This window comes from Virgibacillus salinus (genome assembly GCF_900102415.1).
GTDB lineage: Bacteria > Bacillota > Bacilli > Bacillales > Amphibacillaceae > Lentibacillus > Lentibacillus subterraneus.
Map to the genome: position 1 here is coordinate 39019 of NZ_FNKD01000005.1, position 23477 is coordinate 62495.

A 23477-nucleotide genomic window follows, 5' to 3' on the forward strand; every position below is an offset into this window, starting at 1 on the left:
AGGGCTGATTCACAAAATTACTTCATACAATTGGGTTCATTTCTTCACACGTTTGTTCAGCCTGAATCATGGTTTTACAATGTAGCTGGTTCTCCTCGTGATTTTCCATTGTTAGGAACAATATGGGAACCGTTCATTTATTCCATGCAGATCCTTTCCAGTGCGCTGTTGCTCAGATTTGTACTGGCATTGGTGTAATTGTTTCAATCAAGCAAGTGCTCAGCTATACACATCTTGAAGATATGGTGATGTGGGAGAATCAAATTAAATATGTGAATTAGGGGGGCTAGATTATGAAGAAGAATGTTCTATTGTTTATTTCAGTTTCATTATTGTTTATTTTAGTGGCCTGTTCCGGAGAAGAGAAGATGACGAAGCCTCAGTATACGGTGGAGGAAGCGGTGAATGATGGTCATATTGTAGTTCAGCATCTGAGTCAAAATTTCGATGAAGTAAGGTTGGATGGTAAATTAGAGACGAAACAATTAAAGAAGATATTTGAATTTAAGAAGATGGCTGAACAGGGAAAGAAAACAGAAGTTAAGATTACCATTTTCAATAAAAATGGTACTTACGTTACGAGCAAATTGAACTTCAACGGAGAGAAATATGTTTTTGAAAACAACTTCACTGGATACAAATACCCTGAAGGGACATTTACATGTGACTACTTTACCTTAAGGCATGGCACTGCTGGACTACAAACGTGCAAAAATAAAGACGGCAAGCAGTTGAACCGAGTGACGGTACTATTAGGTGAGATAGATAAATTTAAGGAGTTGGAACGAGAGATTCTGCCATAGGATTGTGAAGAACGAAAATATAGGAATGATGCTTTGCGTTCGAATACGGGTGTGGGGTGAAAGCGGACAGCAGTCACTTATTTAAGATTAACTTCCCTCTTCACTTTACCGAAAGTACAATCGCGTTCTTCTTCAAAATTACACCTGATTCAATTTTCAGGTAGCTCTTTTTTACCATACCCGATTATGGTAGACTTATACCATTCATTCGAAAAAAGGTGATTGATGACAAATGATAAAACTAGCAAAAATCGCTGTTTTCTATTTACTAGGAGTTTTCGGAATTATTTGTATAAGTATTTTCCCATTGTACTTCCAGACATCAGGTCTGTCCGATCCATTAAATTATTTCAGGGAGTTATGGGCATTTATTCAAGCATTTGTTCAGCCTGATAAATGGGTCTACACAGTGCCCGGCTCACCTGGTGAGTTTTCGCTGCTGGGAACGTTGTGGGAGCCGCTCATTTATTCCATGCAAATCCTTTTCGGTGCGCTGTTACTCGGATTTTTGCTGGCATTCGTTTTTGCTTTTTTAACAAACTTCCTGCCTAAAAAGGCCATACATATTGTTAAACGGGTGCTTGATTTTCTGGAATCTATACCTGATATCGTCATTGCAGCCATCCTGCAGATACTCGTCATTTATGTATACAAAACGTTCGATTTTCAGTTATTCCAGGTTGCGTCTTACCGGGAGGACAAGGCATACGCCGGACCGATTATCACATTGGCGATTCTGCCGATGGTTTCCCTTTTTAAAATCCTGTTGTTAATGATTGAAGAGGAATTCACCAAAGATTATGTACTGTTCCTGAAAAGTAAAGGGATTAAAAAACTCGGTGTACTCGTAAAACACGTTTTACGAAACATTTTGCCCACGACGTTTCATCATACGAAAGTAATAATCTGGGCCACATTATCGAGTCAGTTTTTAATCGAACGTATTTTTAACGTGCATGGTTTCAGCTTTTTTATTATCGAAAGCTTCAATCCGATGACAATTGCTGTAACCCTCATATTAGTGTTCACCCCGTTCTTCATTATTTTTCAGTTTACTGATCTGTGGATGGGTCAAAATATTGAGGGCATTCAACATGATGCTAAAAATTACAAAGTTTCCTTGCCGTCTACTATCAAATACCAGCTAACAAGACTCGGCAAAATAAACTGGAAGAGATGGAAGCCCTGGAAGCTTATGACCGTACCATTAATGACGTTTATTAGGCATATGAAAAATTGGAAGTTTGCACTTGGCAGTCTGTTTTTTATTGTCATGATCAGTTACAGTGTTATTTATTCCACTACAACAGATAATCATATTGATCAGGCAAGAATTACCTATGAGGAAGATGGTGCCACAATTAAAAGTACACCACCACACCCACCCGGGACACCGTTTTTGCTAGGCTCGGATGATTTAGGCTTCAGTATTCTTGATATGCTCACAATCGGTGCCAAATATACATTAACCTTTGCACTGATTATTGCTTTTCTCCGTGTATTTATTGGTCTGGCCGGTGGTGTACTGTTTGCATTCGGGCTTGGTCTTAAACGTCAAAACTGGATTGAAAAAATAGTCGATTCCATTCATTTTTTACCGTTAAGTTTGATTGCCTATATACTGCTTAGACCAATACTGATGGAACAGGGCTTCGGTTTTTCCTATTCATTAACCCAGCGGATTATTTACGAAATCATTATTTTGACCATTCTTGTTGTACCGCTCACTGCGGTTCTTTCAGGTAATGAAATGAAGCGGGTGTTGAACATGGAATTTATTAAAAGTGCCCGGATTCTTGGAGGAAGCAATTTCCATGTTTTCCGAAAACACGTTATTCCGCATATTGGTCCGAGGATGACCATTCTGTTTGGTCAGCAGTTTATCCAGGTCCTGCTCATCTTTATGCATCTAGGTATCTTTGACCTTTACTTTGGCGGAACAAACAGGACGTTCGGCTTCGTCGGTGACCCACCACGGTCGATGACATATGAATGGTCGGGAATGATTGGATCAACAACCAATGCACTTTCAACAGGAAAGTATTGGATGATTGCCTGGGTGCTGCTCGCTTTTATACTCAGTATTTTTGCCATGCAGTTCATTATTCAGGGTGTCAAAGAGGTACAACAAACAAAAGTTGGTGTAGTTTATAATCTTCGTAAAATCAGAAAAAAATGTGGAAATTACCAGACGGGAACGGATTATGAGGTGTCACCAGAAAGCTTCCGGTTGATGAATGGCGATAGCAATAAAGCAAACGGTGCTCCGTAATTGGAGCACCGTTATTTTTTGGTTAATAGCCATAAATAGCCTCTGGCAACATATCTTTTAATACTAAATGGTCCAAGCTTTTAAACGTATAGCCTTGCTGTTTTAATTCCGTAATTAATTTATCCAATGCCTGTGCATTATCTGATGAAACGGTGTGGAGAAGAATTACTGCACCAGGATGAATTTGTTTCATTATATTTTCATATGCGTATTTCCAGCCTTTTTGCTCACTGGTTTTCCAATCAGTAAATGCCAGTGACCAGAAAATATGGATATACCCTAGCTCATTTGCCCACTTAAGTGTTCTTTCGTTAAAAACTCCTTTTGGCGGGCGCAAGTATTTTAGCTCCTTCTGGTTTGACACCTCAGCCACAGCCTGCTCCAAAGTTTCCAATTCCTTTTTCATCGTTTCTTTTGACACGATAGTGAAATCTGGGTGGTGATACGAGTGATTTCCAATAATATGCCCTTCATCAACCATTCGCTTGACAAGGTCTGGTTGGCTTTTTACATAATGGCCTGTCAAAAAAAATGCAGATGGAACGTTTTCTTTTTGCAGGACATCCAGAACTTCATCGGTATAGCCTTGCTCATAACCATTATCAAACGTTACATACAGCACTTTTTCACCAGAATCATCCGCATAGTAAGATCCGAATTTATCCAATATTTCTTTGTACTTTCCAATATCCGGAATTTTATGTTCTGTATTCTTTTTAAATCCCCATCCATAACTACTACTTGCAAGAATTTGCTCAGTATATGAAAAAAAAGTAAGGAAAGACAAGAAGATAATTAATGCTGAAAAACTACATTTTCGCATAACAACCCACCCATTTTTTCCTTACTTTTTCCATCTTAACCGTTAATTATTCATTTTATAGAATGATTGCACCAATCCATCCGAATATAAACAATGGTATGTTAAAGTGTATAAACGTTGGAACACAAGTATCCCAAATGTGGTGGTGCTTACCATCTGCATTTAGACCTGAAGTAGGTCCAAGTGTACTGTCTGAAGCTGGTGATCCCGCATCACCTAATGCTCCGGCAGTTCCGATTAATGCAGCAGTTGCCATCGGTGAAAATCCTGCGGCAATACAAATTGGTACATAAAGTGCAGCTAAAATTGGAATGGTTCCAAACGATGACCCGATACCAATTGTAACCACTAACCCAACAAGTAATAGAATAAATGCTATTAATGGTTTATTGTTCCCAAGAAACCCAGAAGATACTTCAACTAATGCGTCTACAGCTCCAGTTTCTGTTAAAATCTTTCCAAATCCAGAAGCAACAAGCATAACAAAGGCAATTGTCCCCATCATGGAAATTCCATCGCTAACAACTTTATCTCCATTATTAAATGGTACAACAAGCAGTAAGAACATAAGAACAAGGCCTGTTAATGCGCCGACAATTAAATTCTCAGTTATTAATTGGACAGCTAATGCAGCTACAATAGCAACCAATGTTAAGAGATGGCTTTTATTAAATTTAACTTTTTCCAATTTAGGAGCGTTAAAATCAACTTCCCCGCCACCAGCTTCAGGAACAGACTCACGATTTTTGCGATAGGTAATAAACACAGCAATCAATAAACCAACTATCATACCAAAGCCAGGTACTAACATCGATAAAGCTGATTCTGTAATCGTTATGTCAGCTCCGTTTTGCTTCATTCCATTAACTATTGTTTCGTGAAAAATAAGCCCAAACCCTGCTGGAATCATAACATATGGTGCTTTTAAACCAAATGTCAAGGCAGTTGCAACACCACGCCTGTCCATTTTCATATCATCAAAAAGCTTTAATAATGGTGGAATTAAAATAGGTATAAATGCAATATGAACTGGTACAAGATTTTGTGATAACGAAGCGACACCGGCAATTGCCAGTAGTGTCATTGTTTTCTTTCCAGTTAAAACACGAATTAAATAATTTACTAGAATAGTCGTTATCCCAGTATAACTAATTGCAACGGCAAAAGCTCCAAGCAGGACATAACTTAATGCTGTACTCGCTTGACCACCCATCCCGCTAACTAACATTTCGATTGATTCAATAGTGTTCATTCCAGACATTAAACCTGCTGTAATTGCTGCTGCAATAATTGCAATAATAACATTTACCCGCAGCAAGCTTAGAATGGTCATGACTAACACTGATACAACTACTACCCATTCCATAATCTATTTCCCCTCTCTCTATCTATTACCTTAACTTTTATAATCATTATTTTAACACTTCATCATGATAAAGTAATAAAGTGATAAAATCAACCCCTTTTTTATAAAATTATCAGATTGTGTCGATTCTTTTGCTGACTGTTTTCGTTTTCCGGTTGATATGTTCGTTTTCCGGTTGATATGTTCGTTTTCCGGTTGATATGTTCGTTTTCCGGTTGATATGTTCGTTTTCCGGTTGATATGTTCGTTTTCCGGTTGATATGTTCGTTTTCCGGTTGATATGTTCGTTTTCTGGTTGATATGTTCGTTTTCCGGTTGATATGTTCGTTTTCCGGTTGATATGTTCGTTTTCCGGTTGATATGTTCGTTTTCCGGTTGATAAAAACAACATTGCTCTTATCGTAGCTGAAAAGAAAAGGATACGTAATCCTGAATTGGGATCCATGCCCCAATTCCTTGTTTTGTTACATTTTTAATAACAAGTGATTTATTTGACCCTTTTAATTGGAAGTACACTTCTCCAAAAGTTACCTGCCCTTTCTCGTTGATAGCAGGCGCATACGCTTGCAAGTGACCGTACTTTTGGGCTGGGACATTGTAGGAATTTTCCTTCTTTGTATCTTTTCCGATTATGGTGCTATAGGAGAGCGGCAATTTTGTTCTCTCTTTTGATTTTAATAACATCATTTTTTTTATATCATCAGGGTTTGTGATTTTATTTGTTAATGCACCCTGTATTTCCTTCTTTTCCTTCTGGTTATAATGCATTTCCTGGTTTGATTCGCCACCAATATTATTTAACTCATTTGCATTTATTTTTTGGTATTCCCAGTTTATATTTGTCTCATCCGATTTGTAGTTGAGCGGCCATCGCCCAAGGTAAACCATACCACGATATCCGAATGCAATTGGTGATGGTTTTATAGATGTCTGGTTAAGCATTTTTATTAGGTCCGGATTTTCAACTGGTATATCTAGCTCATCAATCAAATCCTTAGTCAACCCGCTCGGTTCCACCACTTCCTGATCCTCAGTTGAATTCGGGAAGGTATTTTCTTTTGATATATCCAAAACATGACTTGGTATGTCATACTCATTTTCTGACTTTTCCTCTTCCTTTCCTAAGCTATTAAAAGGAAGTAAAAAAACGAAAACAAATATAATTAATGCTGTGATGAAAGATCTTTTTTTCATGTGTCCCATTCCTTTCCTTTTAGCTTAGTTTTTTCAGACACATGAATATTATACCTTTAATATTATTGACTTAGTTCAATTGTTTCTAAATGTTCCTCAATCTTTATACTATCTTCAACAGAGCGAATCATAGAACAGTTTTTTCTTGCTAGCGCTAAATTTTTACTTAGTTTGTCAGGGTCTAAATGGTAGCCCTTAATGGCATAATACAATACAACACGTTCAATTCGATTTGCTTCCTTTGGATTCCGTTCAACTTCTGCATTAATAGATAAATCTTCATATTTTATTCGCTGTTTAGATAAAATTTTCCGTAACACTGATCCACTGCATCCTGCAATTGACGCAATCATTAGCTGAAAAGGTCGAAAACCGTAGTCTTCATTACCTGATACATCCAATGATCCATATTCTAATTCAACCTGCATCCCATTCTCTTTTAAATAAAAATCCATTATAAATCTCTCCTTTATTTTATATGAACAGCTTATTTATATTTAGCCTATTTTGCAACCATCATAACCTATTTTGATTTAAATGTATTTGAATTGACCTTTTTAGCGAAAACAATTACATTGAATGGAACTGAACATGACATTTAATAAGTGAGATTGAAGGAGGAGAAATATGGCTTCAGAGCGAATAAGGTTTTGGATATTAATTTCTCTTGTTTCTATTTCAGGATTCTCCCAAGGTATGATTCTCCCTTTATTAGCAATTATTCTGGAACAAAGTGGTATAGCATCATCTGTTAACGGATTACATGCAACAGGATTATATATTGGCGTGCTTTTAGCATCTCCCTTTATGGAAAAACCAATGCGAAAATATGGGTTTAAACCTATCATTGTTGTTGGCGGAATGCTTGTATTTATCTCATTGGCCCTTTTCCCTTTTTGGGAGTCCTTATGGTTTTGGTTTATTTTACGCGTCACTATCGGTATTGGCGATAACATGCTGCATTTCGGAACACAAACGTGGATTACAACTACTAGCGCAAAAGAAACTAGGGGAAGGAATATCGCTTTCTATGGTTTGTTTTTCGGAGTAGGTTTTACAATAGGGCCACTTATGACACGTTTATTAGAGATCAGCCAAGCACTCCCATTTTTATTATCAGCAGTCCTCAGCATGCTTGTCTGGTCATCCATGTTCTTCGTGCGAAACAAATTCCCGGAAAAGGATGGGTTCACCACAAGCAGTACTGCAAGCTCGTTAGGCCGCTTTATTAAAACTGGCAAAATAGCATGGGTTGCTCTTCTGCCAGCATTCGGCTATGGCTTTTTAGAAGCTACATTACATAGTATTTTTCCAGTTTACGGATTACGGATTGGCCATAATGTGGAAATACTTTCAGTCATTATTCCTTGTTTTGCAGCTGGGAGTGTCATAACGCAAATTCCATTAGGTATGTTGAGCGACCGACTTGGAAGAAGAAATGTCTTATTAGCGGTATTAAGTTTCGGGATTTTTTGCTTCCTTGCTGCCGCATCGTTAGAAGACTCAGTGGCCGCATTGTTTATTACATTTACTTTAGCAGGTATGTTCACTGGTTCTTTGTTTTCTTTAAGTATTACGTTTTTGGCGGATATTTTACCACCTTCACTTTTACCGGCCGGGAATTTAATGACAGGAATTTCGTTTAGCATCGGAAGTATAAGCGGCCCATATTTGGGTGGCCTATTTATTGAATATTTCCCTGGAGTTTCCTTTTTTTATGTGATTGTCATTATGTTGGTACTTATTTTGACTGCAACATACATAAAGAAGAATGTCGAATTTCAATATAGTTAGACTTAACGCCAAGGCCTACTATAGATAAGTCTTAGTTGCGCTTATGCAGTTGGAAAGGACATAGTAAAGACAAAGGACACTCAAACCTCGAGTGTCCTTTGTCTTTTATAGAAATCTGCTATATCTAACTTCTAAACGATCCTGCATAAATGAAATGATTACACATATTGGCCAGTATATTAAGGCAACCAATATATATAATGTCATAGCATCGAATTCCCTGCCCACAACAATCTGCGTTTTTTGAAATAACTCTGGAACAGTTATTACTGCTGCCAGGGAAGTTGCTTTAACAATGTCCATAAACACATTTGTTAACGGAGGAATTGCTGTTCTAGTTGCTTGCGGCAAAATAACTTTCCTTAATGTGTTCCAATAACCTATATTCAGAGCTTTGGATGACTCCCATTGGCCACTGTCAATACTATTCAATGAGGCACGATTAATTTCTGCGATAAAAGCTGCGCTATTCAGTCCAAAGCCAGCTGAGGCAGCAACTAGCGCCGACAATTCTAATCCGACATATGGAAGTCCAAAGTATAATATAAATAGAAAAACCAGAATTGGCGTGCCACGCATAAAGGAAATATACGCCCGGGACGGCCAGCGCAATAAAATCTTATCTGAATTTCGCGCTAATGCCAAAAACAATCCTAGAAACATTCCAATTGCCATACCTGCGATTGCGACACCAAGGGTAGTAGGCAATCCACCTAATACAAAAGGTAAGCTTTCCAGTGCTAACTCAATATCAAACACTCCACCAAAGTCAAAACCATTAAAATTAATCATGTTCTATTATAGTTCCAATCCTTCTATTTCTTTTATTTCGCCTTCTGGCCTTTTGGAAGCATCTTCCTTATAAAACTTCTTGGCTAGTTCTGACAACGTCCCATCTTCCCGCATTTCTTCCAAGACTTTATTAATCTCTTCGGTTAATTTATCTGCTTCATTTGGTAAAATTGCTGCCTGTTCTGTTGGGTGAAACTTTAATTCAGGATGAAGCATAATATCAAAATCCGGAAATGCTGCCACACCAAATTTTGATAAATAGTAGTCATTTACAATTACATCAGTTCTACCATTATGTACGTCACGCAGATATGCTTCATTAGGTGCATTTCCGTATGTTTTAACTTTCGCTCCAAAATGTCTGGCAATCTCACTGTAGACAGTTGTTGCTCCGCCACCGGCTTTTTTACCTTCTAAATCTTCTAATGAATTTATTCCGGAATAATCTCCTTTACGAACAACCATCGTTGAATAAGAATATTTATAAGGATTGCTAAAGTTAAATTCTTCCTTTCTGCTACTCGTTATTTCAATATCGTTTGCAGCTACATCAATTCGTCCACTTTTAATAGCTGGAAGCATGCTATCGATCCCCATAATTTCATAGGAGACGTCTAGATCAAGACGATTTGCTATCTCTCTCATTACTTCAACATCGTAACCTGTTAATTGGTCTTCACTCTCGCCTTCACCCTTGTAATAGGAAGATGCGATAAGAGTTCCAGATGTTCCAACAACCAATTCCCCGGATTCTTGAATTTCAGCCCACTTACTATCTTCAGAATTACTGTTGCCCGTTTCTTGGTTGTCGTCATCACCACATGCTGCTAAGGCGAATACTGTTACTAGTAACATAAATACTAACTTCTTTATATACATAAATCCCACTCCTTTTCATTCACAACATTTAATTGTGTTATATCTAAAAGTTTATAATGATTGTAACAGTATAAGTCTATTGTTTCAACCGAAAACTAAACTGTATTCATGTTATGACGTACCTGTATTAGTATCCTGTATTTGCACTTGACTTTATTTTATCTCATGTTAAAATAATAATAAGTATTTATTTATAATAATTATAATCTGAGGGGTTCATAATAATGACGACCAATTCAAAAACATTACATTCGCCAAGGTCACATACGTTCAAATCTTTTTTTGCAAAAAATCCATTTAGACGCTTCATCGTGCATATAGAATTAATTGCTGCGCTGTTCAGCGGTTTGCTAATTTTGATTACTTGGTCACTAGAGGATACCATTTCAGCTACTGCATGGGTCATCCTGCACTTAATTGCCTTTGTAATTGGCGGCTACGCTAAAGCGAAAGAAGGAATTCAGGAAACAATAGCAAATAGAGATCTAAATGTGGAAATGCTGATGATTTTTGCTGCTATTGGATCGGCCTCCATCGGTTATTGGACAGAGGGTGCCATCCTCATATTTATCTTTGCATTATCTGGGGCTTTAGAAACCTATACATTGAAAAAAAGTGACAAAGCGATATCATCGCTTATGGATTTACAACCAGAACAAGCATTGAGGATTACAAATGGCCAGGAAAAAATTGTTCCCATTTCTGAACTAAAACTTGATGATATCATTTCGGTACGTGCTGGTGAGCGAATTCCTGCAGATGGTGTAATAGTTAAAGGGGAAACGTCAATCGATGAAAGTGCTATTACCGGAGAATCAGTACCCGTCAGTAAAATAAACAGCAATGATGTTTTTGCGGGGACAGTTGCACTGGACGGATCCATATCAATTAAGATCACCAAGCATGCGGATGAAACACTTTTCCAAAAAATCATTCAACTAGTTCAATCAGCCCAGGAAGAAAAATCTCCTTCACAGTTGTTTATAGAACGGTTTGAGGGAACATATGTAAAAGTAGTTCTTGCAGCGGTTGCTATAATGATGTTTTTACCCTACTTTATTTTCGGATGGTCATTATCAGAGAGTATTTACCGAGCAATGATCCTGCTAGTTGTTGCTTCACCTTGTGCCTTGGTAGCTTCGATTATGCCAGCCACACTTTCCGCCATTTCAAATAGCGCTAAAAGTGGCGTTCTATTTAAGGGTGGCGTTCATGTTGAAAATTTGAGTCATATTAAGGCGATAGCCTTTGACAAGACAGGTACGTTAACGAACGGGACGCCTGAAGTAACAGACACATACGTTCACACCGATTGGGAAAAGGAAAAGGTATTTGCTATTGCTGGAGCTATTGAAAAAGAATCCATACATCCATTAGCAAAAGCGATTTATGCCTTTAGCACAGATTATACAAACGTACATGATCTGAATATCCATCATGTTACAACAGTAAGTGGTCATGGTGTTTCTGCCTATGTAAATGATGAGACTTGGGAAATCGGTAAAGCTGGTTTTGTTGGTGAAAAGGATGCTTTCAATTTCCATGGGGGAGTAGCAAAGCAACTTGCTGAACAAGGTAAAACCATCGTATTCGTCAAAGCAAATGATGAAATCGTAGCACTTTACGCACTCAAAGATACAATCAGAAACAATACAAAACAAGCGATAGAAACCTTGAAAAAGCATGGTGTGCATACGATAATGCTGACTGGAGACAACGAAACAACTGCTAAAGCAATTGCTGCTGAAGCCGGTATAGACCATTACATTGCTGAGTGTCTCCCAGATGAAAAAGTAAACCATGTAAAGCAGCTGCGAACCGATTATGAAAATGTAGCGATGGTTGGGGACGGGATAAATGATGCCCCAGCATTGGCAAGTGCTAATTTAGGAATTGCTATGGGTAAAGGAACCGATGTAGCACTGGAAACTGCAGATGTCGTATTAATGAAAAATGATTTATCTAAAATAACAAATGCCATTAACCTGTCAGGCCGTATGAATAGAATTGTAAAACAAAATGTTGTGTTTTCTTTAAGTGTAATTCTATTATTAATAGCGTCAAACTTTTTACAAATAGTAGATTTACCATTAGGTGTAATCGGTCACGAAGGCAGTACTATCTTAGTTATTTTAAATGGGTTGCGGTTGCTAAAATAGCTATCACAAATTTGTAATAGCTATTTTTCTGTTCCCTTCCCTATTCCTTTGTTAAGTATTGCGTTAATCGCGCCACCAATCATAATAATAATTCCGGATAAATAAAACCAAATCATCAAGACGATGACGGTACCCAGGCTACCGTAAGTTGCTGAGTAATCTCCCATTGAACTTACATAAAAAGAAAATGCTAATGAGACTAGCTGCCAGCCAATCGTTGCAAAAAGTGCACCCCATACTGCATTTTTAAAATAAATCCGTTTATTGGGTGCGAGCTTATACAATGCGACTAATACAATGAAAAATACTACAGAAGAAACAACCCAACGCAATGTTTCCCATACACTGAGGAAACCAGCAGACAACCCAAAAAATGTGAAGATGTATACTCCAATCGTTTTCCCAAAAATAGGCAATAAAAATGCCATACCAATTATAAGCACCATAGCAATTGTCAACACAATCGCTATAAGACGGGATACAATAAATGAACGATCCTCATCGACATCATAGGCTCGATTAAACCCCCGCATGATTGCATTTATTGCATTCGATGCTGACCAAAGCGTACCGATAATGCCAATCGAGAGTAATTGTCCATTTTGATCATTCATCAACTCACTCACATTTTGATTTATCAGATCTGTTATTTGTCCAGGTGCGTATGTCTCAATAAAACTTATTACAGTTGCTTGATCAATTGGCAAATAACCAATTAAAGTCATTAAAAACAATAGGAAAGGAAAAAGGGATAGCAAGAAAAAGTAGGCTAACTGAGCTGATAAACCAAATATATCATCTTCCGTAATCCGTTGATAAAGTTCTTTTAAAAATGCCATAATCCTTTTCAATTTCTAACCACCCTTATATCAAAGCTTACAGTGTGTTTTCCAAATCCTTTTGCTCTTTATTTGCAAACTTGTCTAAGGTGTTTTCCACTTGTTCTAAAGCATTAATCGCATTTTCTGCACCGCTTGAAAATTCTTTATTGAACTTATCAAAACTTTCCTTGGCGCTTCGAACTGCCTCTGATGGATGTTTCACATAATAGCCTGACCTGTTTTTAGCGTAATTCATTTTTAGTTTTGTATAATTTCTTGCATCATTATTAAATAATGAAACTAATCCTCCTGCAATTGCACCCATCAAAACTCCAATAAATAAGTTTCGTTTACCCATTTTGTATCGCTCCTTTTATCTTATATGTTATTCTCAGTTCTAATATACCTTAGTAATTCATTACAGCCTTCAGAGATTAATTCGTATGTGTAATCAAAATTGCCTGTATAATAAGGGTCCGGTATATTTTCTTCTTGGGGATCCTGTACAAAATCCATCAGTTTGGCTAATTTTGCATCACCAGCTTTATTACTTAGATTTTGCATGTCTTTTCTATTCTGCTCATCCATCGCAATGATATAATCAAAATCTCCCCAGTCACTAAGATTTACCTGTCTAGCCTTTATTTCCTTATACCCTATTTGATACTTGTCTAACAATTCTCTAGTACCTTTATGAGGAGATTCTCCAGAATGCCAGTCACCAATACCTCCTGAGTCAGCATCAATTCTATCAGTTAAATTTTCTTTATCAACTAAATCACGAAATACTGCTTCAGCCATTGGTGATCGGCAAATGTTACCTAAACATACAAATAAAACACGAATCATATCCACATCCTACCCTTCATAAGTATTATAATCAATTATTATCTGCTGATTAAGTAAAATGTCATAAACGCTTTTCTTTACTCATTGTTCTAATAATATTCCTTTGGTACGCAATGCTTCACAAGCTTCATCAAGCTGACTCTGTGTTTCAGCCTCAATCGTATGTAAGTGAATACCTTCAGTAAGGTGGGATAGCAAAGTAGCCTTTGTTTGTTTCATTTCATCAAGAAAAGCATCAACATCACGGCGGTTTTTTAACATCAGTGATCCAGTAATATCTCCGTAAATAGGGTGCTCCACCATTACATTCTGAACCGATACTCCATGATCAACAAGTGTATACAATTCAATCTCCGTATCTTCTGACAGATGACAAACCGCGATTACCCTCTGGATCTTGGGATTCTTATTATTCTCCTGAAAATAAACATACCCGCGTGAGGTAGCAATTATGGGTTCACCTTTTGCTTTTAAAAGGGAAACATCCTGTACGATAACTTGGCGGCTGACATTCATCCGTTCCGCCAACATTTTGCCGGTCATCGGATCATTACGGTCTTTCAGCCACGTTAAAATTAATTTTCTTCTCTTTTCACCAAGTACCTTATTCCCTTCTTCTGTCATATAGATCCCCCTAGAATTGTCCTTTTACGTATTATATACTTCATTATACCGAACAAGTTTCTATCATGCATTAGACTTCAACTATTTTTTTAAAAGACTTATGATATCACTAAAGGAATGTTTCTGAAAGTGTACCTTACTTTTTTAGAAACCCCTTATATATTCTCCAAACTCATCTATATGAAGGCTGTTATTGTGCTTTTTCAACGTAGGTGATATAAATTGCGTCACAACTTCATCATGGTTTCTTTCCATCCTTTATAAGATGATTACTAATCCAACGCTACGAAAAAATACTCGACCGATGAGTGACCGTTCTTAGCCGATGACCCATTGGAATCTCGCATTTTCTTACAGATTAGAATAACTTCCAATGAAACGTTAATTTTATGGACTATAATCAGTAAATCTCTATCAGTGGAGGCAGAGACCGTGGCTAGTAAGACACTGCAAAAGCGCTAGCTTGAGCAGATGTCGCATTGGTACCCGGAGCGGTGAAAGCAAAGTATTCTGCCGGAACGAATTAAAGGACTCCACCATCATTAGAACGGGATAAAACGTCACAAAAGAGAATTCCCATTGTGTCGCAGTTTAAATCCATTACAAAGTAAAAAAAGTATTGCTTTTTCAGTTTCAATGTGTAAATATAAGTGTAAAGACACATGTAAATGTTATGCCGTTAAAAAATAATCATTTATCATAGTGTTATTAGTTTTGCTCATCATTTCACAAGGAAGGGGATTTACCGTAATGAAACATAATAAATCGAAAGTTGTGTGGGGCGTTCTTATTGTTTTCCTAATATTATTAGCCTATGTCCTTCCCTACACAGTCCTGTCAGGTGTTCAAGCCTGGTATGGAAGTTTCCTTTTATGGGGAATTATCGGATTACTAATCATCATTGCAAATTTCATGGTTACAAAGGATTGGGGGAAGTAAGTTGAATACAAATATGGTAATTTGGGGAATTGCACTTTATATTATACTAGCATTATTTGTTGCGTATAAGTCTCGTCGTGGTGACAGGACGGATATGTCAGGGTATTACCTTGGGGGTCGTCAAATGAACGGCATCCTTTCAGCATTAAGTTATAGCGCAACGACGTACAGCGCATTCATGATGGTTGGTCTGGCCGGACTGACTTATCAGGGTGGTGTTGGCGCACTTGGTTTTGAAATCGTTTATTTTACAGGGGTTTCACTAGTTGCATTGTTCGGGCGGCGTTTCTGGCTAGCCGGTAAAAAGTATGGATATGTAACACCCTCTGAAATGGTCGGCGATCGTTATGAAAGCAAACCTGCTGCATCTGCAATTGCACTCGTTAGTTGTTTATTTCTCATACCGTATTGTGCGGTACAACTTGCTGGAGTAGGATATCTATTACAAGGCATCACCGATAATGCTATTCCGTTTACAGCAGGTGTCGTGATTGCAACAGTGCTGGCAATTCTTTTTTCCTATGTAGCTGGTATTCGTTCTGTTATGTGGACAGATTCGCTGCAGGCTGTGATTATGATTATTACGTCAACAATTGTAGCGTTATTAGTAATCGATGGATTGGGTGGATTCGGACAATTCTTTGATACCTTGCAAACGAACCACTCAGATGCGCTTTCCGTACCTGGTAATGGCTATTTTAATATCCTAACCTTTCTTGGGATGACTCTACCATGGTTTTTCTTTAGCTTGTCTAACCCGCAAGTTAGCCAGCGAATGTTCATGCCATCCTCGTTAAAAGGGTTACGTCAAATGCTGATTGGCTTTCTTGTGTTCGGTCTCATTTACACCTTTGTATCGGTCTTATGGGGTTTTTCCGCGCTTCAGTTATTTCCGGATCTTTCAACGGCAGATCTGGCAACTCCCAAATTGTTGTCATCTGACCTTGTTCCACCTGTACTAGGTGTTATCGTAATGATCGGTATATTAGCTGCCGCTGTCTCAACGATTGATTCAATTATGCTGACATTATCTTCAATGTTTGCTCGAGATGTCTATGGTAATTTGAAAAAGCGTCCAGATGATAAGAAGCAATTGCAAGTTGGAAAAATCGTCATTCCAATAATCGCTATCTTAGCATATGCATTTGCGGAACTAGAATTAAATTTAATTGCTGTATTGTCAGTTGCTGCATCTTCTGGGTTAATAGTTGGCATTCCAGCTTTTTTCGGCACGTTCTTTTGGAAGCGTGGAACTGCTGCTGGTGTCATCTCCAGTGTATCTTTAACTGCAATTCCTGTTCTCATACTTGAATTTACTGGTATAAAACCACTAGGACTTGCTTCTGGTATTTGGGGGCTACTTGTTTCAACAATTCTTTTTATTGGGGTAAGCCTTCTAACAAAGGCACCAAAACAAAAAGCATATGCATTCATCAATATTTTAAAAACAGAATCAGAAAGCACCGAATAAAAGCCAAGGAGCCTCTTTTTATAATGAAAGGAGGCTCCTTTATATATGTGTACTATTCAGCTAAAGGGGCAATACATGCATCATCATTATTCTTAGCAGTATTTACATAGCTGGAAACATTATATGCATTTAATTTCTCCGCTTCAACGGTTTGCAAAAACTGATGTATTTCGTTTGGATGCTGTTTACCAGATGCAATCCATTCATCTTCTTGATTTTCAGGTAAAATAATCGGCATCCGATGATGGATATCCTGCATAAAGTGGTTCGCCTCTTTTGTAAGGATGGTACAAGTGAAAAGCTCTTTATCTTCTTGCTTCCATTTGTCCCATAGGCCTGCAAATGCGAATAATTTACGATCACTAACCTGAATTCGCTTTGGCTGTTTTTCTTTTCCATCACGCTTCCACTCGTAAAAACTATCAGCAACGATCAGGCAACGCTTTTGTGCCATCAACTTTTTAAAGCTTGGCTTTTCATGTGCTGTTTCACTTCTGGCATTAATCATTTTATAACCTATCTTTTCATCATTCGCCCATGAAGGAACCAACCCCCAGCGTAGATATCCTGCTCGCTTTTCATTCCCATCATGAATGATAGCCAATACATTTTGCCCAGGTGCAATATTGTAGCTTGGCTGATATGAATCAATAGCTTGTTCAATACCAAACTCATTCAAAATCTCCAGCTCATCAGCTAATAGCGTATAACGTCCACACATTGATTATCCCCCTTTTAGAAAACTTGCATATCACCACTTTAACGGTGAAAGCTTTAGTTGCACTTATGCAATTAGATAGTATAAATACTTTTCTACCTTCTAAAATATACTTAAATCCCATTGTTTTGCAATATGTCGCAACAGACGGATTCCTGCAATACTGTTCCCTTTGTCATCCAATGCAGGTCCATAAACACCGATACCGCAGCCATCAAGAAATGGTAATTCCTCTTCTCGCACCCTGGGCGGAACCGCAGCAAGTATACCACCGGAAACACCGCTTTTCGCTGGTATACCAACATATGTAGCAAATTTACCAGAGGCATCATACATGCCACATGTCAGCATGAGTGCTTTTGCTATCCGCGCGACTTGTCTTGGTATAATTTCCTCCTGTGTATCAGGATCTTCCCCGTCGTTAGCAAGGATCATACCAATTCGTGCCAAGTCATCCATTGTAACTTCGATCGAACATTGTTTAAAATAAGTCTCTAATGTTATATTCAAATCAGACTCCAGAAAACCAACTTCCAATAAATAGTATCCAATTGCCCTGTTACGCATGGATGAATCTCTCTCTGATTCATATACTTCAACATTTATAGCAGGGCGATAACCTAACATATCTTCTAAGAGTTCGAGTATTGGCTTTAGTTTTTCATCCGAAGTCTTTCCTTCCAATAGTGATGTTACTGTTATCGCACCAGCGTTAATTAGTGGATTAAACGGCTTTTTAACCTGTTTCATTTCCAAATGAATAATCGAATTAAACGCCTCACCTGCTGGCTCAACATCAACTCTATCAAGCATGTAAGCTACTCCGCGCTCCATACAGCCTACGATAAAGCTAAGCACCTTGGATATACTTTGCATAGTAAACGGAATACTATCGTCACCTGACCGTATCGTAATTCCATTTTTTCCGATAATCGTAATACCTAAATTATCCGGATCTGCTTCTTGTAAAACAGGAATATATGATGCTACTTCTCCATCAGTAGTATGTTTCCGATAAAATGCTACCCAATCGTCAACATAGCTCTGAAGCCATTCTTCGGTTTGCTCCGTATTCCAATTCGCTATACCTTGTACCATCTTATCACCTCTCATCTCGTAGTATGCCTATATTAAAGAGAGACTTTTGGCCGGATAAATTATCAGAATATTGCCTATTGTGTCCCTACTTATGCTACCATATATATAATTATTCTGTAAGAAAAGAAAAAATCTCGCCATTCTTATATTTTGGAATGCAATCTTTAATGGAGAGTACCATAGGTGCACCTATGAAGTAAGAAAGTAGGCTTTCTTAAAAATGCTTAACTTAAAATTAAATCTGTATTTCTCTGTTTTTATAAGCATCCCCACCATCTTAATGTGATATGTGATAAAAGCATGAATAATTTAATGATTTATTGCAGTCATCCTTATTTGATTGGTTTCCGCTAATTGGGTTCCTGAAACTGTATTTCATAAAAAAATTGGAGGTTAGCAAAATGAACAAAAGAGAAAGTATTTTGCAAGCATTGAGTGAGATCCAGCAAGAAGATCTTAACCCAAAAGGAGGCAATGTATGGGCGTACGTTTACGATAGTGGATTACGTGAAGCTGAAAGAGTAGCAAAGGAGGCACACAATATGTTTATGAATCATAATGGGCTTGATTTCACCGTTTTCCCTAGTCTTTTAGAACTGGAAAATAATATTGTAGCAGAAATCGCAGAACTCTTTTCAAATGATGCGATGTCGGTAGCAGGCACTTTTACCAGTGGTGGTACAGAAAGTATTATCCTTGCTGTAAAAGCAGCAAGAGACTATGCAAGTGAGCATAAACCAACGATTACAGCTCCAGAAATAATTCTTCCAACCACTGCACATGCGGCATTTCATAAAGCTGCACATTATTTGGGAATTAATACAGTAATCGTACCTGTAGATAATACAACATTTAAAGTTGACTCCTATGAAGTAGAAAAATCAATAACACCAAATACAATCATGCTGATAGGTTCGAGTGTCAATTATTCTCACGGGGTTAGCGATCCCATTTCTGAATTGAGCTTGCTAGCAGAAAAATATGAAGTTTGGCTGCACGTTGATGCATGCATAGGTGGTTTTCTACTAGCTTACTATAAAAAACTGGGACTTCCTGTTATTGATTTTGATTTCAACCTTCCTGGTGTTTCGTCCCTGTCGGTTGACCTGCACAAATACGCTTTCACACCAAAAGGGGCATCGGTGATTTTATATCGGGATAAACAATTACGTAAATATCAATATTATACTTGCACCAATTGGAGTGGCTATCCGGTTATTAACACAACAATCCAGTCGACCAAATCCGGTGGTCCTCTAGCTGCTTGCTGGGCGACACTTAAGTATATTGGTGACGATGGTTATAAGAAATTAGCCGAAACGATATGGCAGGCGAAGCAGGAAATTACCAAGCATTTTATGAGGCTGGATGATTTATATATTTTAGGAGATCCTGAAGGAAGCCTGTTAGCCATTGGTTCTGATACGCTTGATATTTTTCAGTTGGCAGACGAGATGAAAAAATCAGGATGGTATGTTCAAGTCCAGCCAGGTGATATTAATACACAACCCTCTATCCACTTAACAATCACACCTGTTAACCGAATAGATGAATTTTTTCAAGAATTGGAGGAAGCAATTACTCATGTAAAGTTATATCCAAGGAACTCCCTTAAGAATGAAGTAGCCTTACTGGTCAAGGATCATGGTATAACTAGTGAAACTATATCAACCCTCTTGCATGCTGCAGGAGTAAAAGCAGACGGAAGTCTCCCAAGCGAAATGGCATCCATCAATGAACTACTCCATTTATTACCCCACGAAATTACAAGTGAAGCTTTCCTCTATATAACAAATGAATTATTCACACCCAATAAATCCTTTACTAAAGGAGTCGAATAGCATGAATCGTTGGGTACACCTTACCGGCTATGCGCTACTCATATTCAGCTCACAAGTTTTATGGGTTACGTTCTCCCCCATTACAACTGATGTTGCAAAGGATATGGGTACAAGTCTAGGTAATGTGGGTACTTTAGCGGCACTATTCCCTATCATTTATATTATTGTAGCACTTCCCGCAGGGAGATGGCTTGACTCGCATTTTAAAATTGCATTAACTATTGGGGCCGTAACAATAGGATTTGGCGCGCTTGCAAGGTTAGCTGACCCTACAAGTTATTCCTGGCAGCTTGGAATTCAGGTTGTTATGTCAATTGGTCAGCCATTTATCATTAATTCAATTTCAGCGTATGCAAGCCGATACTTTCCGGAGAAAAACCGTTCAATGGCAATATCTATTTCAAGTGCCGCCTTATTTTTCGGTGTGATATTTGCCATGTTATTTAGTCCAATATTATATGTTCTTGGCGGACTTACATTAGTTTTAACAATATTTGCAATTCCATCGGTATTAAGTATGGTTTGGGTATTGTATACACTAGCTGGGGCAAAGACCTATACAGTTACGATTAAAAAGGAAGATACTCCTAAGCTTTCTGCTCTGCTGCGTGATAAATTCTTATGGACCCTCAGTGGATTGCTGGCAATTGGGCTAGGAGTATTCGATGCATTAAGCACCTGGGTCGAACCAATCTTTGACCAATATGGGATAGCCGGATCAACAAGTGGTCCATTATTGGCTTTAATGATTTTTTCAGGAATAATTGGATCTATCTTTATGCCTTCGTTAGTAGCCAAAAAAGATACTAGAAGAGCCTTCATAATAATTGCGGTAATTGTAAATGCAGCAACATTCTCGGCAATAATTATCTGGCAATGGGTACCATGGATTGCATTCTGGCTAATTGCTGACGGTTTCTTCCTACTTGCTGGATTTCCAATTATTATGGATTGGACAGAGAAACAATTCAGGCCGAGTCAACTAGGTACAGCAATAGGATTCGTAATGCTTACAAGTCATGCTGGAGGCATTTTATTAATATACCTTGTAAAAGTACTTTTGTCCCCACCATCATTAGCATTAGGCTTATTGGTTTTCATAAGCATATTGGGAATGCTACTAGCAGTAAAATTGCCAAAACGGCAAAAGCCAATAACAGATGTTCTTGAGAAAGATCAAAAAATAATTTAAAAAAATGAGGCTGCCATTTTCACTAATGGATAGCCTCATTTATTTCATACTTACCAAGATTTGCAGTGTCCTGAGAGCGAATGGTTTCCTGTATTGTCGTTTGGATACTCGCTGCAAGCTCTCCATGTTTCTTGTCCTGATAATCACTTGGATAAATTGGTTCAGTGATAGTCATCGTGATTGTCGATGGCTTTATTTTCCCCTTATCCTCCTCCATCATTTGGTAGGTTCCATTTATTGCTACTGGTACAATCGGGACTTTTGCTTTTGTTGCCAGCCGTAAACTGCCCGATTTAAATTCATTCAGATTGCTTCCCCTGCTTCTCGTACCCTCGGGGAAAACAACAATCGAATGTCCAATTTTAAGATGTGCAATTCCTTGGTTAATTGCCTTAACTGCCTGGCGACGGTCACTTCGATCAATGAATACACAATGAATCAATTCCATCCATGTACTTACTATAGGAAGCTTTTTTGTTTCTTTTTTTGCAATAAATCCAATTGGCTTCCCTAAATAACCAATCAAAACTAAGATATCAAATAGTCCCTGGTGATTAGCAACAAATAAAACAGCTTCGTCCGGTAGTTTTTCCTGTCCGTAAACATGAACGTCCGACTTCGTTTTTTGTATCACCTTCTGTGAAACCATCTTTGGTCCAGCAAATATTTTTTCTTTATTTAACTGATTACTCGATTGTGATGCGAGCTTTTTAGATTTGCGCAGTTTAAAACCGCTCCCAATCACAATGAATATAGCGTATATGTATATTTTCAAGCTACGTATCATTTATACCCCCCTCATCCAACAACTTAATTATACCGTCGAAATATGGAAGCGCAAGTGGTAACTGCTAAAAAAAGAGACCGACCGAAGTCAGTCTCTCAAAAGCTATTTACTTACCAATAAATTGTTGTGTCCAATAGTTACCTTGCTCTACATATCCTACTCCAATGTGCGTGAAGTCAGAATTCATGATATTTTTACGGTGACCCTCACTGTTCATCCAGCCATTCACTACTTCTTGTGGAGTGCGTTGACCTTTTGCAATGTTTTCACCAGCTGTTTGATATGAAATTCCAAATTGTTTCATCATATCAAAAGGAGAACCGTAAGTTGGGCTATTATGTGAGAAGTAGTTGTTTGTAGACATATCACTAGATTTCTCACGCGCAACCTTACTTAGTTCTGTATCAACCTTAAGTGGTTCTAATCCTTGAGCAGTACGCTCTTTGTTTGTTAGTTCAACCACTTGTTGTTCAAATTCATTTAATTGTTGTGATTGTGTTTGTTCTTGTTTCTCTGGTTGTTTAGTTGTTTCTTGCTGTTGTGGTGCTGGAGCTTCTGACTGCTCAATTGGTTGCTCTTGCTCCTGTTTCTCTGTTTGTTCTTGCTTTTGCTTATCTGGCTGTTCTTGCTTTTGTTTATTTGCCTGTGGTTGTTTTTCTTTAGGCTCAGGTTTTTGCTGTTTTTGTTCTTCTTTATTTGACTGTTCTTTAGGCTGTTTTTGTTGTTTTTCTATTTTATTCCGCTCAATTTGGAAATCTTCAAAGTAGTTGTTTAATAGATTATTAAGATTCTCTTTTGAGAATTGCTGCCCATTAATAGAGTAAAATACTTTATGTGATTTATCCTCCGATTGATCTGCGCTTGCAGATGCATCTGCAGAGGTTTGAAAAGCTCCACCAAATAGTAATGCTGCGGATAATGTTGTTACAATTATTTTGTTAAACATGTGTTTTACACCTCTCCTGTGGTTTTTTGTGTTGCAAAATAATCATACCACGTGTTTCTTGTAATAATTTTGGAAGCTATTGCCATACTGACTGATAAGACTCCTATCA

Annotated in this window: 23 protein-coding genes; 8 read left to right on the top strand and 15 right to left on the bottom strand. The window is 37.9% G+C overall.

Translation table 11 applies throughout. The annotated features are described in order from the left end of the window. Positions 1–293 precede the first annotated feature (293 nt). Entirely contained in the window at positions 294–803 is a 510-nt protein-coding gene (locus BLS02_RS17340) for a hypothetical protein (RefSeq protein WP_092494289.1), read from the top strand. 232 nt (positions 804–1035) lie between these two features. Next, on the top strand, positions 1036–3075 hold the full coding sequence (locus tag BLS02_RS17345) for an ABC transporter permease subunit (RefSeq protein WP_092494290.1): 2040 nt from the start codon (positions 1036–1038) through the stop codon (positions 3073–3075). Positions 3076–3097: 22 nt separating this feature from the next. On the opposite strand, the gene pdaA is transcribed toward BLS02_RS17345, so the two are convergent. From pdaA to BLS02_RS17370, 5 genes are all read right to left on the bottom strand, one after another. After that, a complete protein-coding gene (gene pdaA / locus BLS02_RS17350) occupies positions 3098–3898 on the bottom strand; it encodes a delta-lactam-biosynthetic de-N-acetylase (protein WP_092494291.1) in 801 nt (266 codons plus the stop codon). Positions 3899–3953: 55 nt separating this feature from the next. Next, positions 3954–5264: a Na+/H+ antiporter family protein gene (locus BLS02_RS17355; protein ID WP_092494292.1), complete on the bottom strand. Its 1311-nt coding sequence runs from the start codon at positions 5262–5264 to the stop codon at positions 3954–3956. A 112-nt stretch (positions 5265–5376) separates the two neighbouring features. Then, complete coding sequence (locus BLS02_RS17360) at positions 5377–5709, bottom strand: hypothetical protein (RefSeq protein WP_092494293.1); 333 nt, start codon at positions 5707–5709, stop codon at positions 5377–5379. Next, entirely contained in the window at positions 5661–6458 is a 798-nt protein-coding gene (locus tag BLS02_RS17365; RefSeq protein WP_092494294.1) for a YfkD famly protein, read from the bottom strand. Before BLS02_RS17365 ends, BLS02_RS17360 begins: the two co-directional genes overlap by 49 nt. A gap of 62 nt (positions 6459–6520) precedes the next feature. Beyond that, positions 6521–6913 carry an OsmC family protein gene (locus tag BLS02_RS17370; RefSeq protein ID WP_092494295.1) on the bottom strand — a complete coding sequence of 131 codons (393 nt, stop codon included), beginning with the start codon at positions 6911–6913 and terminating at the stop codon, positions 6521–6523. Between the two features lie 172 nt (positions 6914–7085). On the opposite strand from BLS02_RS17370, the gene BLS02_RS17375 reads away from it, so the two are divergent. After that, complete coding sequence (locus BLS02_RS17375; protein WP_092494296.1) at positions 7086–8252, top strand: MFS transporter; 1167 nt, start codon at positions 7086–7088, stop codon at positions 8250–8252. Between the two features lie 105 nt (positions 8253–8357). Here BLS02_RS17375 and BLS02_RS17380 read toward each other — a convergent pair whose 3' ends face one another. Both BLS02_RS17380 and BLS02_RS17385 read right to left on the bottom strand, forming a co-directional pair. After that, positions 8358–9044, bottom strand: coding sequence for an amino acid ABC transporter permease (locus BLS02_RS17380; RefSeq protein ID WP_092494297.1), 687 nt, complete (start codon positions 9042–9044; stop codon positions 8358–8360). Between the two features lie 6 nt (positions 9045–9050). Next, positions 9051–9923 (bottom strand): transporter substrate-binding domain-containing protein, encoded by an 873-nt coding sequence (locus BLS02_RS17385; protein ID WP_092494298.1) that lies wholly within the window; start codon positions 9921–9923, stop codon positions 9051–9053. 224 nt (positions 9924–10147) lie between these two features. Here BLS02_RS17385 and BLS02_RS17390 point away from each other — a divergent pair, with 224 nt between their 5' ends. Beyond that, complete coding sequence (locus BLS02_RS17390) at positions 10148–12082, top strand: heavy metal translocating P-type ATPase (protein ID WP_092494299.1); 1935 nt, start codon at positions 10148–10150, stop codon at positions 12080–12082. A 20-nt stretch (positions 12083–12102) separates the two neighbouring features. On the opposite strand, the gene BLS02_RS17395 is transcribed toward BLS02_RS17390, so the two are convergent. The 4 genes from BLS02_RS17395 to BLS02_RS17410 all read right to left on the bottom strand — a co-directional run bounded on the left by BLS02_RS17395 (position 12103) and on the right by BLS02_RS17410 (position 14376). Beyond that, entirely contained in the window at positions 12103–12933 is an 831-nt protein-coding gene (locus tag BLS02_RS17395) for a YihY/virulence factor BrkB family protein (RefSeq protein WP_175476840.1), read from the bottom strand. 25 nt (positions 12934–12958) lie between these two features. After that, complete coding sequence (locus tag BLS02_RS17400; protein WP_092494300.1) at positions 12959–13261, bottom strand: hypothetical protein; 303 nt, start codon at positions 13259–13261, stop codon at positions 12959–12961. Positions 13262–13281: 20 nt separating this feature from the next. Next, positions 13282–13752 carry a low molecular weight protein-tyrosine-phosphatase gene (locus BLS02_RS17405; protein WP_092494301.1) on the bottom strand — a complete coding sequence of 157 codons (471 nt, stop codon included), beginning with the start codon at positions 13750–13752 and terminating at the stop codon, positions 13282–13284. Between the two features lie 81 nt (positions 13753–13833). Next, positions 13834–14376: a transcription repressor NadR gene (locus BLS02_RS17410; protein WP_092494302.1), complete on the bottom strand. Its 543-nt coding sequence runs from the start codon at positions 14374–14376 to the stop codon at positions 13834–13836. 750 nt (positions 14377–15126) lie between these two features. Here BLS02_RS17410 and BLS02_RS17415 point away from each other — a divergent pair. Continuing rightward, on the top strand, positions 15127–15315 hold the full coding sequence (locus tag BLS02_RS17415; protein ID WP_092494303.1) for a hypothetical protein: 189 nt from the start codon (positions 15127–15129) through the stop codon (positions 15313–15315). 1 nt (position 15316) lies between these two features. Next, positions 15317–16786 carry a sodium:solute symporter family protein gene (locus BLS02_RS17420; RefSeq protein WP_092494304.1) on the top strand — a complete coding sequence of 490 codons (1470 nt, stop codon included), beginning with the start codon at positions 15317–15319 and terminating at the stop codon, positions 16784–16786. A gap of 52 nt (positions 16787–16838) precedes the next feature. Here the strand turns inward: BLS02_RS17420 and BLS02_RS17425 are convergent, their stop codons facing one another. Together BLS02_RS17425 and BLS02_RS17430 are read right to left on the bottom strand one after the other, a co-directional pair. Beyond that, on the bottom strand, positions 16839–17507 hold the full coding sequence (locus BLS02_RS17425) for an SOS response-associated peptidase (RefSeq protein ID WP_092494305.1): 669 nt from the start codon (positions 17505–17507) through the stop codon (positions 16839–16841). A gap of 99 nt (positions 17508–17606) precedes the next feature. Then, positions 17607–18602, bottom strand: a complete 996-nt coding sequence (locus tag BLS02_RS17430) for a glutaminase (protein WP_092494306.1) — start codon at positions 18600–18602, stop codon at positions 17607–17609. A 401-nt stretch (positions 18603–19003) separates the two neighbouring features. Here BLS02_RS17430 and BLS02_RS17435 point away from each other — a divergent pair, with 401 nt between their 5' ends. Next, complete coding sequence (locus BLS02_RS17435) at positions 19004–20443, top strand: pyridoxal phosphate-dependent decarboxylase family protein (RefSeq protein WP_092494307.1); 1440 nt, start codon at positions 19004–19006, stop codon at positions 20441–20443. A 1-nt stretch (position 20444) separates the two neighbouring features. Further along, a complete protein-coding gene (locus tag BLS02_RS17440; protein WP_175559522.1) occupies positions 20445–21635 on the top strand; it encodes an MFS transporter in 1191 nt (396 codons plus the stop codon). A 22-nt stretch (positions 21636–21657) separates the two neighbouring features. Here BLS02_RS17440 and BLS02_RS17445 read toward each other — a convergent pair whose 3' ends face one another. Next, entirely contained in the window at positions 21658–22422 is a 765-nt protein-coding gene (locus BLS02_RS17445) for a lysophospholipid acyltransferase family protein (RefSeq protein ID WP_092494309.1), read from the bottom strand. Between the two features lie 106 nt (positions 22423–22528). Further along, entirely contained in the window at positions 22529–23368 is an 840-nt protein-coding gene (locus tag BLS02_RS17450) for a CAP domain-containing protein (RefSeq protein ID WP_092494310.1), read from the bottom strand. Positions 23369–23477 lie beyond the last annotated feature (109 nt).

Coding starts and splice junctions, on each gene's coding strand:
- BLS02_RS17410 (WP_092494302.1), bottom strand. CDS start 14,376: ATGACAGAAGAAGGGAATAAGGTACTTGGTGAAAAGAGAAGAAAATTA.
- BLS02_RS17440 (WP_175559522.1), top strand. CDS start 20,445: ATGAATCGTTGGGTACACCTTACCGGCTATGCGCTACTCATATTCAGC.
- BLS02_RS17390 (WP_092494299.1), top strand. CDS start 10,148: ATGACGACCAATTCAAAAACATTACATTCGCCAAGGTCACATACGTTC.
- BLS02_RS17415 (WP_092494303.1), top strand. CDS start 15,127: ATGAAACATAATAAATCGAAAGTTGTGTGGGGCGTTCTTATTGTTTTC.
- BLS02_RS17365 (WP_092494294.1), bottom strand. CDS start 6,458: ATGAAAAAAAGATCTTTCATCACAGCATTAATTATATTTGTTTTCGTT.
- BLS02_RS17445 (WP_092494309.1), bottom strand. CDS start 22,422: ATGATACGTAGCTTGAAAATATACATATACGCTATATTCATTGTGATT.
- BLS02_RS17385 (WP_092494298.1), bottom strand. CDS start 9,923: ATGTATATAAAGAAGTTAGTATTTATGTTACTAGTAACAGTATTCGCC.
- BLS02_RS17430 (WP_092494306.1), bottom strand. CDS start 18,602: ATGGTACAAGGTATAGCGAATTGGAATACGGAGCAAACCGAAGAATGG.
- BLS02_RS17360 (WP_092494293.1), bottom strand. CDS start 5,709: ATGGATCCCAATTCAGGATTACGTATCCTTTTCTTTTCAGCTACGATA.
- BLS02_RS17400 (WP_092494300.1), bottom strand. CDS start 13,261: ATGGGTAAACGAAACTTATTTATTGGAGTTTTGATGGGTGCAATTGCA.
- BLS02_RS17435 (WP_092494307.1), top strand. CDS start 19,004: ATGAACAAAAGAGAAAGTATTTTGCAAGCATTGAGTGAGATCCAGCAA.
- BLS02_RS17425 (WP_092494305.1), bottom strand. CDS start 17,507: ATGTGTGGACGTTATACGCTATTAGCTGATGAGCTGGAGATTTTGAAT.
- BLS02_RS17370 (WP_092494295.1), bottom strand. CDS start 6,913: ATGGATTTTTATTTAAAAGAGAATGGGATGCAGGTTGAATTAGAATAT.
- BLS02_RS17355 (WP_092494292.1), bottom strand. CDS start 5,264: ATGGAATGGGTAGTAGTTGTATCAGTGTTAGTCATGACCATTCTAAGC.
- BLS02_RS17405 (WP_092494301.1), bottom strand. CDS start 13,752: ATGATTCGTGTTTTATTTGTATGTTTAGGTAACATTTGCCGATCACCA.
- BLS02_RS17450 (WP_092494310.1), bottom strand. CDS start 23,368: ATGTTTAACAAAATAATTGTAACAACATTATCCGCAGCATTACTATTT.
- BLS02_RS17345 (WP_092494290.1), top strand. CDS start 1,036: ATGATAAAACTAGCAAAAATCGCTGTTTTCTATTTACTAGGAGTTTTC.
- BLS02_RS17375 (WP_092494296.1), top strand. CDS start 7,086: ATGGCTTCAGAGCGAATAAGGTTTTGGATATTAATTTCTCTTGTTTCT.
- BLS02_RS17380 (WP_092494297.1), bottom strand. CDS start 9,044: ATGATTAATTTTAATGGTTTTGACTTTGGTGGAGTGTTTGATATTGAG.
- pdaA (WP_092494291.1), bottom strand. CDS start 3,898: ATGCGAAAATGTAGTTTTTCAGCATTAATTATCTTCTTGTCTTTCCTT.
- BLS02_RS17340 (WP_092494289.1), top strand. CDS start 294: ATGAAGAAGAATGTTCTATTGTTTATTTCAGTTTCATTATTGTTTATT.